We start from the raw sequence: 14,988 nt of genomic DNA on the forward strand, positions 1-14,988 counted from the left end.
TCCCAACACTACACACGAAATTGCGCCTATCGGCGCACTACGCGCTAGTATACCATATCGGCTGAAGGCGGGCAACTATGCCTGAGCGACAGCCGTAATGTTCGGATTAATGTGGTTGTGCGCGTCAGGCAGCCACATCCCGCCGGAAGACAACACGGAGTGATGAGTCCTCGAAGAAGGCATCCTGGGCCCGCAAACGGGCCAGCGATTGTGGAAGGACAATCCGATGGCGATGCCAGCCAACTGAAATCAGCAGCTCATCATCGCTCTGGGCCAGATGCACCTGATCTTCTGAAGCAAAGGGAAGGGGTACAATCAAATCGTAGCCGTAGGCAGTCTTCTCCACGCGCTGGGTTGGCCCTTGATACAGGAAGGCTGTCGGATCACGGTCGGCAAAGAGATGGTCGGCCAACCGCGACAGTAGTTCGGTGCCAATGATCTCTTGCGAAAAGTGGGGGGCACGCAGGATGGGCAGCGGCTCAAACATCTCTTCGACCATCGGCGCGTACTGCTGTTGCATTGCCCGCCACTGCGCGAAGTGAGCATCAACCTCAGGGGGTAAAATCCGGTTTACAATAATCGCATCGACTGCGTAGCCAAACAGACTGAGGTAGGTTAACGACCGTTGCGCTTCCCGAATTACCATCTTTTCGAGGTTCATGACGATGCGGGCGGTGCAAATCTGCTGATTGGTTAGCAATTGGCGCACATCGATCAAGGCGTCAATTGCTTGCTGAGCAGAGGCCAGTACATCATCGTCGGCAATTGGCATATCGGTCACCCGGCGCGCTACCGGTCGTACCACGCGCAACAGGGCACGGGCTATCGGGAAGAGACGGGCGATCCACCAGCGCATCACATCCGGCAGCGACAGCAGGCGTAGCGTCTCGCCAGTAGGGGCCGCATCCACGACAATTACGTCGTACTTGCCTTCATCGTAGTGACGTTTGATCTGGAGCAAGCTGAAGAGTTCTTCGGTGCCGGGAATAACCGACAACTCACCCTGGGCGATGGTCTCGACACCCTGCCAGGCCAGCAGATCGGCCAGATAACGTGAAACTGTACCCCAGCTCGATTCAAGTTCGTGCAAGGCATTGATCTCTTGTGCCCACAGATTGGGGGCAACCTGAAGCGGTTCTGCCCGCAGATCAACACCGAGCGAGTCACCCAAAGAGTGGGCCGCATCGGTCGAGAGCACGATTGTACGATAACCGAGCTGAGCGCAGCGGAGGGCACTAGCCGCTGCAATACTGGTTTTGCCAACGCCGCCCTTACCGGTGTAGAAGAGAATGCGCATACTCGACCGTTCGTTGTAGAAGCGATTTTGTATTATGATAGCGTTAAATTATCTTTTATGCAAATTCGGTGTGTGTACCAATCAGCCTATGCAAGCTACCTCAAAGGTAGCACGGGTTTTGCAACGTGAGAATTGCAACTGGTAAATGAACCGTCCCGCTCCTGATCAGGCCCAACCTAAATCATCCGGCTTCCCGGTTGAGCTGCTCTCATCGTCTTTCTTGCCGCTTAGTTCTTCTTCGAGCATCTGATCGACCATCTCGTCCCAGTCTTCGCCGGCATCTTCACCCAGCTCCTTTCCCAATCGCTTGGCCCAGCGTGCAATCGAGCGGGGGTCGCTTTCGTCAAGTCCCATGAACGTCGAAGGATCGGCAAGTGATTCAAGACGATCTTCTTCTGATTTGAGGGTCGCAAAGCGCGAGATTGCACGACGCACCCCCGTGTTGCCGCAGCGTGGACAGGCCAGACCGGGCGGATCACTGAATCCACGTACCAGTTTTTGAAACTGACCGTTACATGCTGGACAGAGATACTCGTAGATTGGCATAGCAACCTCTATTTCCTGGTCACCCGGCTTTACCGGATAATCTCTTCAACCAAGGGCAATGGCGGTGGTGGCGTATCATGGATAGTATAGGCAAGCTGGAGCCGTTCGGCAACATGATCGACATCAGTTTCACGTGCCGCGTGGATGGTGAGCAGTGGATCACCTGCCTTCACTGCATCACCAACTTTTGCCTGCAAGACCAGGCCTACCGCATGGTCAATGGTATCTTCTTTGCGTGAACGTCCGCCACCCAGCGCATTGACCGCTAACCCCAATGCCTGACCATCAATCGCCGTCACAAAACCGGCCCGTGGTGCCGGGAGATCGACCTGCACGGGAGCGACCGGCAGGCGTTCGGGATGATCAATCACTTCTGGATCGCCACCCTGATTGATGACCATGGCCCGAAACTTTTCCCAGGCTGCACCCGACTGCAATGCCTCACTCAACAACGCACGTGCGGCATCACTGTCGTTGCGTAGGCCGGCCATGCGTACCAGTTCACTCCCCAACACAAGGCACAGCTCAACCAGATCAGACGGCCCAGAACCACGCAAAGCTGCAATGGCTTCGCGCACTTCCAGCGCATTACCGACCGCAAAACCGAGCGGCTGTTGCATACTGCTCAGCACCGCAGCAACTCTACGCCCTGCATGCCGACCGATTGCCACCATCGTTTGGGCCAGGCGACGGGCATCGGCGAGTGTCTGCATGAAGGCGCCACGTCCATATTTTACATCGAGCACGATACAATCAGCACCCGATGCCAGCTTCTTACTCATCACACTGGCCGCGATCAATGGAATTGACTCGACGGTGGCAGTGACATCGCGGAGGGCGTAGAGTTTTTTGTCAGCCGGTGCCAGATCGCCGCTTTGGGCAGCCACCACCAGCCCCAGTTCACGCACCGCGCGCCGAAACTCATCGGCACTGAGATTGGTGCGAAAGCCGCGAATGCTCTCCAGCTTATCAATCGTGCCGCCGCTAAAACCCAGTCCCCTGCCACTCATTTTTGCCACCGGCAGGCCAACGGCGGCGACCAGGGGGGCCAGTACCAGGGTCGTTTTGTCACCGACACCACCGGTTGAATGCTTGTCAACCGTCAGTGGCGCAATATCGTGGAGATCGAGCATATCGCCCTGCGAGCCATGGCGATGGTCAGATCAGCCGTTTCGCGATCATCCATCCCGCGCAACACGATGGCCATCGCCAGGGCAGCCATCTGATAATCGGGAATCGCACCGGCTGCATAGTTCGCGACAACCCATTCAATCTCTTCGGTGGTCAATGCACGGCCATCTCGTTTCGCGGCAATAATTTCTACCATACGCATGGCAGGCATTCCTTTCTACGTCCTGGCCCGGCAGCTTAGCCGGTGCGCAACTCTTGCATGACTGATGGCAACAGCGGCAACAAATCACCGGCAACGACGCCGGCATCTCCAAAGGCCATACGCGCTCTGGCCCCGGCGGCACCGTGCAGGTAGACACCCAGCGCCGCGGCAGCGAATGGCAGACACCCCTGGGCAATCAAGCCGGCAATCACACCGGCCAAGACATCACCCGAACCGGCTGTCGCCAGAGCCGGATTCGCCCCGTCATACATCAGCGTGCGGCCATCTGGGGCAGCAATGACTGTGGTTGCACCCTTCAGAACGACCGTCTGTCGCCAACGTTGCGCGGCTTCAGCCGCCGTCGCAACCCGATCAGCAGGTAATTCACTTACGCCAAGCAGACGGCGCATTTCGCCGGGGTGCGGGGTAAGCACACAGTGTTCGGGTGGTAGTCGCTCGAACCAGTCTGCGGCGGTGGCAAGAATATTCAGGCCATCGGCATCGATAACTGTGGGTGGTAAAGCCACCGTTTGCTGGGGCTGATTGGTGAGTGGTTCACCGACGGCAACAAAGCCAACGCGCGCCCGGCTCCGTGTGTGATCGAGACCAAAGAGGCGCAGTACCAGTTTGCGGGTTGCCTCGGCCTGACCCAATCCCGGCCCAAGCAACAACGCCTGATAGCCCGGCAGATGTTCGGCCAGATCATCGACGGCGGCAGGGCCGATTGCGCCCCAGTCACCTTCGGCAACCGGTAACAATGTCACCTCTGGTGGTAGCGTAGCCAGCGACAAGACTGTGCGGCCAGTAGCAAGGGTGACCAGACCGGCACCGGAGCGTTGGGCACCGGCGCACGCCAGTACGGCTGCACCAGGGTAATTGATCGAACCGGCAACCACCAGTACTTTACCGAAAACACCTTTATGAGCATCAGCCGGACGGGGCGGCAACAATGTACGTGCCTGGCTGGCAGTTAACAATTCGCTCATCGTTAATACTCCATCTAATGATGACAGGCCGATGGGGGCGACCACAATCTCTCCTGCATAGCCACGACCGGGCCAGAGCAGTAATCCACGCTTGATCAAACCGGTCGCAACGGTCAGATCGGCGCGAATGGCCACTGTAGGCACCTGACCGTCGTCAGCACCAACGCCACTGGGCAGATCGATAGCTACCACGCGCAGATCAGACCGCTGGGTACGTTCGGCATTCACGGCCTGAATGATAGTTGCCAGGTCAGCAGTCGGTGGTCGGGCACCGGTTCCCAACAACCCATCAAGCACCAGAACAGCCTTACGGAGCGCCTGCGCGAGGAGCGAACCATCACCATCGGTTGCGGCGGATAGCTCAGGGATCGCTCGCTCACGGCAGGCTTGCAGGTTGGCATCAACCCCACTGCGGCGCCACACGTAGAGCGTGACCAGCGCACCGGCATCGGCCAGATGACGCGCAGCGACCAACGCATCACCGCCATTGTTACCAGGGCCAACCAACACCAACACCTGTCGATTGGCTAACGGTGCAGCGTAGCGCAGAACTGCGTCGGCCACACCGGCACCGGCCTGCTCCATTAAAGCCGCCCAGGTCGTACCACGCACAACCGCAGCCTCTTCCGCAGACCGCATCTGACCGGCAGTTACCACAAATGGCAATTTCTCCTTAGACATCAGCTACCCCGCCCATGCCACAACACTGGCCAGCGCCAGCTCATCGGTATGCGACAAACTCACCGCCAAAGCGCAAATTCCCAACGCTGCGGCTTGCTCAGCGGCAAACCCCGATAAACGCAAGACAGGACGACCATCGTTGTCACGTACCACTTCGATCTCGTGAAAGCCGGCGCGCGGGCGATCAGCGACTGCCAGTGCCCCAAGACCGCGTAGCCCGATCCCCAGGGCTTTGGCACACGCCTCTTTCGCTGCCCAGCGTGCCGCCAGTGCTTCGTAGCGAACATCCCCTGAACCGGCGAGGCAATCAGCCTGCTCGGTCGCGGTATACACCCGCTGCACAAACCGCTGACCATAGCGCACAACTGCGTGCCGGATACGCGCCACCTCTACCAGATCGACCCCGTGATACAGCATAAGGCAACCTATTGCGTTCCAACCAATGACACCTCGGCCACTCGTGCGTCATAATCATGGCCATTGGCATAAATCTCAACACTGCGCAGATAACGATAATCGGGCAACCAGTTCTCATCGCGCAAATCAACCCGGAATTGGGTCCAGGTTGATGGTTCGACGCGCAGGTAAAAAACCCCATCGGCACGCACCCGCAACGCATCATCACTGGTGGCCGTGTAGATACAAACTACACGTTCCTCGTCGGGATCGGCTGGACTGCTGCGGCGGGCAACAATGCGGATCATCACCGGGCACTCAGTGCCGCGATCACCCGCTGCCGGTAATGATTGATAATCCACCCGCGCCCACAGTGAAAAGACCAGGGAACGAAACTCGGACACATCAATCCCGGCCCCCTGTACACCAAGCGGCTGGCGGATACTGGTGACAAAGCCTTTGGTCTGCCCACCAACCCGGTAGAACCACGCTGCGGTACGCCAGTCTTCGATGGGGCAAACCAGCGTATCGTTAGGAGGGCGACAGATTTGCGCCAACCGGAAGAAACCGCGTTCAAGCAAGGGGAGACTCGGTGTACCTGAAACCTGCCAGGTGGTTGAACGCGGTAGGGTCGGGTCATCGGTGCGCGTGGTATTGTTATACTCAACCTCAGAAAAACGGGAAAAACCACCATCGCGGATAAGCTCCCAGCGTGCCGGTACCGGCAAACCGGGGATTCCAGCCGGGTCGACCTCGATCCGCTGTCCGGCGGCCAGGCGTACAGGTTGACCAACCACACCGGTAACGATAGCACTCCCGCTGCGCACAGCAACATCGGCTATCAATGCCGGGCGACCATCACTCCGGATCACCCGCCGTTCGGGTGGGTAAAGATTAATGCTATAACTCCCACCGGGTAATAATTTGACCTGGGCATCGCCTACAGTAACGGTGAAGAACACATTTTGAAACGGTTGATCGCCGCGCACATCGTAGCGCACGTACCCATTCGTCTGTTCAAGCGCAACCTGTAACGTACCACTATGCCAGCGGGTGGTGCGCAGCGTTGTCAGCCGTAGTTCGGTGCCGGCCCACAGATCAAGTTGACTACCCTCGAACAGACGTAACGAGGCCACCTGCCCGTAGCCGGCATTAGGCAGGGTACGCACCGCTTCCCCCTCACTCAGCGGTTGCTGATCGCGCACCCCCTGAAAAATAGTGCGACCGGCCGGCTGCCAGACGATACTTTCATCGGAACCACGCACGACCAGAATCGCGGTCTGTACGTCGGTCGCCGTCAGATACCACTGACGGATATTCCACACCACCCACGAACTCAGGGCGAGGAACAAACCAAAAAAGACGAAAAGCGTCAGCCACGCAATGCGTAAGGTACGTCGTTGCGCTACCAATCGATCATGTGTTGCAACCGTTGATGTTCTCATAGCTGCCATTATACTCCAGGCCAACCTCGCGCTTGCCAGAAATCAACCCTGCCAATGATACGATGAAATGGTTATCGGCAGGATACTCTTCCTCAGATTGATAGCGACACGTGTAGCAGACGAAAACTTGAACAAACGTACTTGACAAAACAAGTGTTCGTTAGCTATAATTGCTACATAAGTTCTAATTTTTTCGCCGCAGCCCATCAAGGTCGCGGCCAATGAAAGGAAAGCGGCCATGAGAAGGCACGAGATGTCTGATCGACAGGCGGAAATCTATCAATACATTGTTCGTTTCATCAAAGAGCGTGGTATTTCGCCGTCAATCCGCGACATCCAGCGCGATCTGCACATCTCATCGACTTCAGTTGTCTCCTACAATTTAGATGTTCTGGAGAAGCTCGGCAAGATTGTACGTAACGATAAAATCTCGCGTGGTATCAGTCTGCCGGGGATGGTACCGGCGCTCCTGAGAAATGATGTTGGGCGGGTGCCATTGTTAGGTACGATTACTGCCGGTTCACCGCTCCCCGATCCAGAAGAGATCGACATCAATCGAGCAGAGCAAGTGGTTGTGCCAGCCGATGTTGTTCCCCCAGAGCGATTGAACAATGTGTACGCATTGAAGGTGCGTGGGCAATCAATGATCGATGCGCTGATCGATGACGGCGACATTGTCCTGCTCCGCCAGCAAGAGACAGCCGAGAATGGGCAGATGGTGGCGGCCTGGTTGATTGACGAAAATGCGGTAACGCTCAAGAAGTTCTACCTTGAAGATGGCCGTGTCCGCCTGCAACCGGCCAACTCCACGATGCAACCCATCTATACCTCGCCCGATAATGTTCGTATCCGTGGGCGGGTGATCGGGGTGTTGCGCAGCCTGATGTAGGACGCTATATTGTATGCCAGACAAGAAGGTGATGACAGGTATGTTCTTCCTGTCATCACCTCGATTTTTTTGTTCTCCCAAGCACAATAACTCTGTGGCCGGACAACATCGCTTCTCTTCAGTCGTGTTGAAAAGCGGGCGTGCTGTCGTGTGTGCGTTATACATGTAGCTGAGATTGTGTAATCCTTGCTGCTAGCCCATACGTGAGTCGTTCGTCCCGTGGTCGCCATTCCACGTTGCACAGATCGTTTACTTCACGGCGCCTTTGGAACATCAATCGGCATCGGTTCTACGGGCATCAGCCAGGGATCAACCGGCGGAACGATCCACCACCACTCGATAGTCACCCACATCAGCAGGATCATTGCCCCAATCGCCGCGATAAAGCCCAGATCACTCCAGCGTGGTCGCCATCGCCGTACCGGGAGCGCCAGATGTGAACTGAGCCAGAGCAGAATGAAGGTACCTAAACCAAAGCCCAGCAATGTTGCCCGGTAGACCGGCATGACGACTGAACCTTCCGGCGTGTAACGAAGGATGCCAATGCTAAACTGCGACAAAAACGGCACGATCATAAATGGATCATTGACACTGAATAACGGCAGATCGGGCTGAGATACGTTCGGCGCAACTGTGGTCACGGCAACGATAGCACTGAATGGATTGAGGTAGAGTAACCACGGTGGTGGACTCTGCCCCTGCGGGTTACTGAATTGTGGCCAGACGGAGGCGATCAGCAAGGGAATACCACAAATCACCAGTACAATGCCATAGCTCAGGATCGTTGCCGGTGTTGTTCGTCCAAACAACGCCGAACTAAACAGACCGATTGTGCCGAAGAAGAGTGCAGCACCACCAAGCAGCAGCACGGTAAGGACAAGCGTTCTCAATTCAACCCCGCCGAAGATCAAGACAGTGCTGAAGATCGGGATCGACGCAACAATTAACAGCAACAAGTAGCTTAGGGCACCGATTAACTTCCCCGCTAACAATTGCCCTGGCCGCAACGGTGTTGCCAGCAACATATCGTAAGTCAGACGCTCTCGTTCGCTGCTGATTGCCCCACTCGTCAGGATTGGTGCGACCAGGACGATAAAGAACATCTCGGTAAAGGCCAACCCCTTAAACAAAGCCTGCCCAATGTGTGAACTGAGCACAACCATTCCCGTGCGCGCCTGGAGCACCATATACTGATAGATACCAAAGGTGGTAAGTATCAGCAGCAAGAGAAAGAGGGTCAGGATCAGATACGGTCGCGCACCGCGCATTCTGGTGCGGGCTTCGCGCACCAGAATCGGGTTGAGTAATGGCCTGCGAATCTGTGTCGTCATATTCTGTCCCTGGTGTGGCATTGCCACTATGAAACGCCTGTCTGCAAAACCTTACTGGATCAGAGGGGTGCCACGACTTCCCCACAAAGCGGCAGTGTGAGCATATTAACGACAGTTAGCGCGCATCCGTCATCGTCAACCGTAAGAAAAACTCTTCGAGGCTTTCACTGCGCGCACTGAACTCACTGATTGCGACGCCAGCCTGCACCAGACCGGCGAGCAGACCGGCACACTGCTCTTCGTTCACCGTTTGCGTCAGTTCGATAGTAAGCGACCGCGGATCGGCTGGGACAGTGCTGATCGCCTGCACCAGCGGTTGCTGTTGTAAGAACGATACAGCACTGGTCAGGTCACGCTCATGCACAATGCGGAGACGAATGCGTGATCCGGTGACCAACTGCTGCTGTACTTCGGCCAGCGACCCACTGATGATCATCCGGCCATGATCGATAATGCCAATCGCATCACACACCTCGGCCAGCTCACTCAAAATGTGTGAACTGAGCATTATCGTCTTTCCCATATCGCGCAGGGTTCGCAACAATTCACGTAACTCAACCCGTGCTCGCGGATCGAGACCACTGGCCGGCTCATCGAGGAGCAGGATAGGCGGATCGTGTACCAGTGCGTGGGCCAGGCAGAGGCGCTGCTGCATACCACGCGAAAGGGTCTGCACGAAGGCATCTCGTTTGGCGCTCAGATCAACCAGATCGAGCAGCTCGTCAACCACCTGGCGGAGACGCGCCCCACGTAACCCGTAGCAACGGGCAAAGAAATCGAGGTATTCCCATACACGCAGATCATCGTACACACCAAAAAAATCGGGCATATAGCCCACTAATCGCTGAGCTGACCGCATCGTCAACCGCTCACCCAACAGGCGAATTTCACCACTGGTCGGCGTGATCAATCCGGCCAGCAAGCGCAGGGTGGTTGTTTTTCCTGCACCATTGGGGCCGATGAAACCGTAAATACTGCCCTGACTCACCTGCAAATTAAGGTGATCCAGAGCGACAAACTTCCTGTAACGGTGCGTCAGATTGATGGTCTCTATGGCCAACGTCATGGTAAGCGCCCTCGCACTACAGGATCGGCGTAGACACAGGTAAAGTTCTGGAAGTCACGATTCTTCAGACGTAACCGAATGACTCCCTGACTGCTCAAGAAGTGATCGGGTTGCGGTATATCCAGGGCCACACTCTGGAAGGCATCGGTTAGAATCGGTGTCCAGCTCCCGGTGGTCCAATCGTACAACTCAATCTCACCGCTCCAAAACGAATCGGAGCGCAGGTTGAGCACCAGGGCGCTGGGTTGTAAACCGATCAGATCGGCAGGGAGGGTAAAACGCATGATCGTTGGTTGCAGGTCGGGAGCAATGCCAAGCAGATTTCCATTATAGCAGGGGCTGTTGGTGCCGGCAGTTTGTTCAAACGAACCAATAAAGCCGTTGCTGTTCAGCTTTATTTCATCGGTTACTTGCAATCGTACCGCTCCACGCACCAACGTCAGGTGCTGCATCGTAGCCCGTCGGTCAACCGGGATCAATGATGTTTCGGTATCCTGATACCAGGCCAGCAGCAAAGGCTGTGCGCCACGGGTGATCGAACCATAGCCGTAGAGGGAGTCGATGATGCGGCTGCGCAGTTGAAGCGTTGGCGACACCGGTTGCGCAACTCTGCTCATCGCTTCAAATTGTGGGCCATAGATAAGATAACTTAGCGAGATGCCATCGAAGGCATGACTGGGTCGTTCAAGCGTAGCCGAGCGCTGTTCACCGGGAGCGAGCGCATTGATCAGCGCAATCTGTTCACCGTAGGCCAGAACAACATCTTCGAGTGTTCGTTCACTGCGATTCGTAACTTCGCCCTGCACCGTATCACCGTTCACAGTGATCTGGGCGGTAATGAGTGGGGCACTAATCACTCGATCAGAAGCAATCGCTTGCATTGACCATTGTGATATTTCCAGGTTCTCAACGACCAGATTATCATCAGACCCCTGCACATAGGTGCCATTTGTTAATGGCGGTGAACTCCATGGCCCTTGTACGGAGACCGGTCGCACCATTGTTACACTCTCAGTCGCCTGCAAGCGATAAGCATACCGATCTGGTGAAAAAATGCCGATAAATGACCGCTCATGCGCTGATGTTGGGGCATTAGCGTCGATCAGCGTGATCTGGCTGACTATCACTTCACCGCCACGCAAATCGTAACCGATGCCATACGCACCCGCGGCAAAGATGCCTGTCAACACCGGAACAACCACCCAACCCCACGCCAGCCGATCCAATCGCCGCAGAACGAGATATGTTACCGGTCCTACCACTACCAGATAGCAGGCGAGCAAAATCCCGATCAGGTTTAGAGAGGGTAAATCGAGCGCCGGCAGTGTGGTTAACGCGCTGGCCAGATTCTCTTCGACATAGGTCGAGTAGAGCTTTGCGCCGAACCCAAGACCGGACGGAATGAATGAAGGCGGTGGTAGTAATGCCTGCCACAACTCGCGCCAGCCGCTCCAGTTCACCACTTCAGGGGCTGCGAGATCAAACGCAAGTACGACTGTTTGACCATTGCCGAAACGCTTACCATAAGCCAATGGCAACGGCGTTGAGATCAGCGGCAGGGTGATTGGATACACTTCGGGTGCACTGGCGGATGGTGTCAGCGTCACCGATGTTACCGATGGATCCGTAAGCGGTGCGGCCAACGCGCCCGCCGTAGCCGGGATCAACTCGCGAGGCAGGCTGGACAGGGTACGTGCGATCCCAACGTCACCATTCACAAGGAGCGTGCCCCCACGCTGTACCCAGCCCTGCAAAGCACGTTGCTGATCGGGTGTTATCTCATTTGCCGCGACATCGGCGATAATCAGTGCATCAAATGGTGACAGACCCAGACTCTCTGGCGGTAGATCGGCCAGCGGTACAGGCACACTCGTCACCTTGATACCGTCAGTCAGTTGCGCAGGTAAGCGTAACTCACGCTCACCAATCACACCAACCAGAAGCCCTTCTGTAACCGGCTGTAAACGTGCTGAGGCTGTAGTCACCTCGGTACCATCGATTAACACGCGCACACCGAGCTGACGAGGCGAACCGTAGATGAAGGCATACAATATCAACCCCTTACGTCCGCCACCGGGTAACTCGACAAACGTGCTTTGGAAGGGGCCATTTGCCGTTCCGACAACGATCTCAGCCGTGCGATCAACACCGTTGTTCGTCACCTCAACCGTCACCGGCAACCAGACCCCTGGACGAACCATGCCTTGAAAAGCTGGACGTACAACCAGCGTTATATCGGATGCTTGTGCTGCTACGGGGAGAGGCAACCACGTACCAAATCCGATGCAGAAGACACCGAGAAGTATCAACCACCCTGCCCACGCACGCAATCCTCGCATGCGGTATCCTCCATGTAGTAAGGCAAAACCGACATCACTGTTAGAGACGTGATCAGGGAGAAAAAAGTTCCTCGTAAGACAAACACGCCTACCCTTACAGCGAAGGGCAGGCGCGGCAGACGTGGCTGCTATATAATAGAGCGCGTTTACCGGCGCGGACGGTGCGACGGATAGCGATCACGGATTCGAACACGGACCGGATCGGGCTGCACCCGACGCAGCGATACTAACAATCCACCGGCTATGAGAACGAATACCGCCAGTAGTAACAGAGTGGTCATACGCGCATCCTTTCCGCTGCGAAATGGGTCAGCACCCACAAGCGCAAGTGCATAGTTTCAGTAGTGAGTAGTATAACGAAAAATTGTTACCGCGTCCATACCATTTGATGGATTTTTAGTGATTTTTCATTTTCGATAACCCTGCCCGCCATGGTGTCACGCCAACTCAGGTATGTTATGTATGGTGCGATGGAGGTACGGCATGATCGATCCTGTTGCAATTCGCGCCGGACTAGAACCAGGCGCGCTGGTTCCGATAACAATCTATTGTTATGATCGAGTCGGTTCAACGATGGACCTGGCGCGTGAAGCGGTGCAAACACTACCACCTGATGCGTTACCGGTGTTAATCGTTGCCGACGAACAGACTGCCGGTCGTGGTCGCCTGGGCCGACGCTGGGTAGCTCCGCCCGGCAGTGCTCTGCTCTTCTCACTTGGCCTGCACCCTCCAGCAGTTGCCACCACCATGCCGACAACTCTAATCTGGCTCGCAACCGTCGCTCTCGTGGAAACTATCGAGCAAGAGACACCTTTACAAGCCGGCTTGAAGTGGCCCAACGACGTTCTGGTGAAAACGTCAACCGGTTGGGCAAAGACGGCAGGCATTTTGCTAGAGGGTGGCTGGGACAAGAACAGCCTGGTATGGGCAATTATCGGTTGTGGCATTAACATTAATGCGGCACCCGATCCACAGATCACGCGCTATCCAGCGACAGCGCTGGCAATCGCTGCCGAAACTGCTATCGACCGCCTGCGCTTCCTACATATGCTGATGCGCCGCTACGATTACTGGCTACGGCGACTGTACAGCGGTGAAAGCGATCAGTTGTGGCAGACATGGCGTAACCGGCTGCTCACACTGGGACAAACAGTACATATCCATACCGGCAACGATCTGGTGTACGGCACAGCAATTGACGTAGAACGTAACGGTTCACTCATCGTTCGTGAACCAAGTGGCACACTGCGTCGCATCGAGAGTGGTGACGTTGGTCTGGTCGATGACCACTCACGCAATATTAATGAGGTATAAACGACCAATTCGAGCCAGTTTTACCGGTCATCAGTGATTTTTCATCCAGACATCATTGCAAGCGGTATTCACGTGCTAATAATGATATGGTATAGTAACAGGCAGTGTACAATATGACAGCAAAGATGCCTGAGCCGATCCACGCCTGATCGTGAGGCTGTACGACGGTAATTGCAACAAAGGTTGCCATTATTGCGTCGCACAGACGGAAAAGGGTATCTGAAATGCGGAGCTGGAGGTTATGTTGATTGTATACAGGCGCGTAGTTGCTGGCGCCGTCTTTATCATCAGTGTGATTGCCGTAGCCATGATGCTGCGCATCGGATTTGAATGGCGTCAGGCCCTGGTTGATATTGACGCAATGATCGTCACCCCGGCAACTCTACCAGATGAAGTTATCACTGTCCCAACGGCACAATCTGTTGTATCAGAAGAGATATATGGTCCTCCACCAGCGACACCAGTCGTTCAACCGACGGTAGTCCCTTCGGCGACAGACAATTCACCGGCTGCCACCGCAACTGCTGAAGCGATCCGACTCAGCCGTTCAGAACTCAATATTCTCTTACTGGGAACAGACGCACGCCCTGAAGAGACCGGCCCAACCCGTACCGATGCGATTGTCGTTGTCCATATTGCCCGTGATACCGGACGGGTCAGTATGCTGTCTATTCCCCGCGATCTCTGGGTGAAGTACCCTACCGGTGGCGAAGGCCGGATTAACGCCGCTTACGTTATTGGCGAGAATCGCTTTGGGCCGGGTGGTGGTGCTGCGCTAGCCAAATCAACGGTGAGCAAACTGCTAGGCATCCCAATTGATTATTTTGTCCTGATCAATTTTGAAGGTTTTAAGAAGATTATCGACCTTATTGGCGGGATAGAGGTCGATGTGCCGCGCGCCATCTATGATCCGGCCTATCCAACAGACGACTATCGAACGATAGAAGTCTCTTTTGCTGCCGGACGCCAGTGGATGGACAGCGAACGTGCACTGATTTATGCGCGCACGCGCCATGCCGATAGTGATTTCGGTCGTAATCAGCGCCAGCAGCAGGTACTGATGGCAATTTTCCAGCGTATTCGAGATCGCGGCCTCTTACAACAGCTCACCAGTCTGGACGATTATACCGGTGCGCTGCGTGGCTACGTACTTACCGATATTAACTATCGCATGATGCTGGAACTGGCAAGTTTCGCACGCACGATTGATAGCGAGAATATTCTGCGCTATGCTATCGACTCTTCATCGATTGTCGAGCTGAGTGGTGGCGCAACGTTTAGTGTTCAACCACAGGCTCTCCGTCGAATCGTGTCTCAGTTCACCGGCGAAGCAGTATCAACCGCCGGTGGCGAATAGCTCACTCC

At 55.5% G+C, this 14,988-nt stretch carries 14 protein-coding genes; 3 read left to right on the forward strand and 11 right to left on the reverse strand.

Annotated elements, in window-relative coordinates:
* Positions 1-124: 124 nt before the first annotated feature.
* From CAUR_RS02395 to CAUR_RS02420, 7 genes are all read right to left on the reverse strand, one after another.
* Complete coding sequence (locus CAUR_RS02395; protein ID WP_012256376.1) at positions 125-1,297, reverse strand: ArsA family ATPase; 1,173 nt, start codon at positions 1,295-1,297, stop codon at positions 125-127.
* Between the two features lie 165 nt (positions 1,298-1,462).
* Positions 1,463-1,843 carry an FmdB family zinc ribbon protein gene (locus CAUR_RS02400; protein ID WP_012256377.1) on the reverse strand — a complete coding sequence of 127 codons (381 nt, stop codon included), beginning with the start codon at positions 1,841-1,843 and terminating at the stop codon, positions 1,463-1,465.
* A 29-nt stretch (positions 1,844-1,872) separates the two neighbouring features.
* The gene (locus CAUR_RS02405) at positions 1,873-2,976 is read right to left on the reverse strand and encodes a thymidine phosphorylase (RefSeq protein WP_242605031.1); all 1,104 of its coding nucleotides are present in this window, start codon (positions 2,974-2,976) and stop codon (positions 1,873-1,875) included.
* Complete coding sequence (locus CAUR_RS22010; RefSeq protein WP_242605032.1) at positions 2,946-3,176, reverse strand: hypothetical protein; 231 nt, start codon at positions 3,174-3,176, stop codon at positions 2,946-2,948. Before CAUR_RS22010 ends, CAUR_RS02405 begins: the two co-directional genes overlap by 31 nt.
* 35 nt (positions 3,177-3,211) lie before the next feature.
* Positions 3,212-4,843: a bifunctional ADP-dependent NAD(P)H-hydrate dehydratase/NAD(P)H-hydrate epimerase gene (locus CAUR_RS02410; RefSeq protein ID WP_012256378.1), complete on the reverse strand. Its 1,632-nt coding sequence runs from the start codon at positions 4,841-4,843 to the stop codon at positions 3,212-3,214.
* A gap of 3 nt (positions 4,844-4,846) precedes the next feature.
* Positions 4,847-5,260: a holo-ACP synthase gene (acpS, locus tag CAUR_RS02415; protein WP_012256379.1), complete on the reverse strand. Its 414-nt coding sequence runs from the start codon at positions 5,258-5,260 to the stop codon at positions 4,847-4,849.
* 8 nt (positions 5,261-5,268) lie between these two features.
* The gene (locus CAUR_RS02420; RefSeq protein WP_242605033.1) at positions 5,269-6,684 is read right to left on the reverse strand and encodes a hypothetical protein; all 1,416 of its coding nucleotides are present in this window, start codon (positions 6,682-6,684) and stop codon (positions 5,269-5,271) included.
* 253 nt (positions 6,685-6,937) lie between these two features.
* Here CAUR_RS02420 and lexA point away from each other — a divergent pair, with 253 nt between their 5' ends.
* Entirely contained in the window at positions 6,938-7,573 is a 636-nt protein-coding gene (lexA, locus tag CAUR_RS02425) for a transcriptional repressor LexA (protein WP_242605034.1), read from the forward strand.
* Between the two features lie 254 nt (positions 7,574-7,827).
* On the opposite strand, the gene CAUR_RS02430 is transcribed toward lexA, so the two are convergent.
* From CAUR_RS02430 to CAUR_RS21705, 4 genes are all read right to left on the reverse strand, one after another.
* The gene (locus CAUR_RS02430; protein WP_012256382.1) at positions 7,828-8,904 is read right to left on the reverse strand and encodes an ABC transporter permease; all 1,077 of its coding nucleotides are present in this window, start codon (positions 8,902-8,904) and stop codon (positions 7,828-7,830) included.
* Positions 8,905-9,019: 115 nt separating this feature from the next.
* Positions 9,020-9,970: an ABC transporter ATP-binding protein gene (locus CAUR_RS02435; protein ID WP_012256383.1), complete on the reverse strand. Its 951-nt coding sequence runs from the start codon at positions 9,968-9,970 to the stop codon at positions 9,020-9,022.
* A complete protein-coding gene (locus tag CAUR_RS02440) occupies positions 9,967-12,309 on the reverse strand; it encodes a hypothetical protein (RefSeq protein WP_012256384.1) in 2,343 nt (780 codons plus the stop codon). Before CAUR_RS02440 ends, CAUR_RS02435 begins: the two co-directional genes overlap by 4 nt.
* A 146-nt stretch (positions 12,310-12,455) precedes the next feature.
* Complete coding sequence (locus CAUR_RS21705) at positions 12,456-12,590, reverse strand: hypothetical protein (RefSeq protein WP_012660453.1); 135 nt, start codon at positions 12,588-12,590, stop codon at positions 12,456-12,458.
* A 202-nt stretch (positions 12,591-12,792) separates the two neighbouring features.
* On the opposite strand from CAUR_RS21705, the gene CAUR_RS02445 reads away from it, so the two are divergent.
* Both CAUR_RS02445 and CAUR_RS02450 read left to right on the forward strand, forming a co-directional pair.
* Positions 12,793-13,623 carry a biotin--[acetyl-CoA-carboxylase] ligase gene (locus CAUR_RS02445; protein WP_012660454.1) on the forward strand — a complete coding sequence of 277 codons (831 nt, stop codon included), beginning with the start codon at positions 12,793-12,795 and terminating at the stop codon, positions 13,621-13,623.
* A gap of 241 nt (positions 13,624-13,864) precedes the next feature.
* The gene (locus CAUR_RS02450; RefSeq protein ID WP_012256386.1) at positions 13,865-14,980 is read left to right on the forward strand and encodes an LCP family protein; all 1,116 of its coding nucleotides are present in this window, start codon (positions 13,865-13,867) and stop codon (positions 14,978-14,980) included.
* Positions 14,981-14,988: the final 8 nt, after the last annotated feature.

Source organism: Chloroflexus aurantiacus J-10-fl (genome assembly GCF_000018865.1).
GTDB classification, from domain to species: domain Bacteria; phylum Chloroflexota; class Chloroflexia; order Chloroflexales; family Chloroflexaceae; genus Chloroflexus; species Chloroflexus aurantiacus.

What these genes read in the sequence shown, in the direction of transcription:
- CAUR_RS02395 (WP_012256376.1), bottom strand. Translation starts at nt 1,297, where the DNA reads ATGCGCATTCTCTTCTACACCGGTAAGGGCGGCGTTGGCAAAACCAGT.
- CAUR_RS02400 (WP_012256377.1), bottom strand. Translation starts at nt 1,843, where the DNA reads ATGCCAATCTACGAGTATCTCTGTCCAGCATGTAACGGTCAGTTTCAA.
- CAUR_RS02405 (WP_242605031.1), bottom strand. Translation starts at nt 2,976, where the DNA reads ATGCTCGATCTCCACGATATTGCGCCACTGACGGTTGACAAGCATTCA.
- CAUR_RS22010 (WP_242605032.1), bottom strand. Translation starts at nt 3,176, where the DNA reads ATGCGTATGGTAGAAATTATTGCCGCGAAACGAGATGGCCGTGCATTG.
- CAUR_RS02410 (WP_012256378.1), bottom strand. Translation starts at nt 4,843, where the DNA reads ATGTCTAAGGAGAAATTGCCATTTGTGGTAACTGCCGGTCAGATGCGG.
- acpS (WP_012256379.1), bottom strand. Translation starts at nt 5,260, where the DNA reads ATGCTGTATCACGGGGTCGATCTGGTAGAGGTGGCGCGTATCCGGCAC.
- CAUR_RS02420 (WP_242605033.1), bottom strand. Translation starts at nt 6,684, where the DNA reads ATGAGAACATCAACGGTTGCAACACATGATCGATTGGTAGCGCAACGA.
- lexA (WP_242605034.1), top strand. Translation starts at nt 6,938, where the DNA reads ATGTCTGATCGACAGGCGGAAATCTATCAATACATTGTTCGTTTCATC.
- CAUR_RS02430 (WP_012256382.1), bottom strand. Translation starts at nt 8,904, where the DNA reads ATGACGACACAGATTCGCAGGCCATTACTCAACCCGATTCTGGTGCGC.
- CAUR_RS02435 (WP_012256383.1), bottom strand. Translation starts at nt 9,970, where the DNA reads ATGACGTTGGCCATAGAGACCATCAATCTGACGCACCGTTACAGGAAG.
- CAUR_RS02440 (WP_012256384.1), bottom strand. Translation starts at nt 12,309, where the DNA reads ATGCGAGGATTGCGTGCGTGGGCAGGGTGGTTGATACTTCTCGGTGTC.
- CAUR_RS21705 (WP_012660453.1), bottom strand. Translation starts at nt 12,590, where the DNA reads ATGACCACTCTGTTACTACTGGCGGTATTCGTTCTCATAGCCGGTGGA.
- CAUR_RS02445 (WP_012660454.1), top strand. Translation starts at nt 12,793, where the DNA reads ATGATCGATCCTGTTGCAATTCGCGCCGGACTAGAACCAGGCGCGCTG.
- CAUR_RS02450 (WP_012256386.1), top strand. Translation starts at nt 13,865, where the DNA reads ATGTTGATTGTATACAGGCGCGTAGTTGCTGGCGCCGTCTTTATCATC.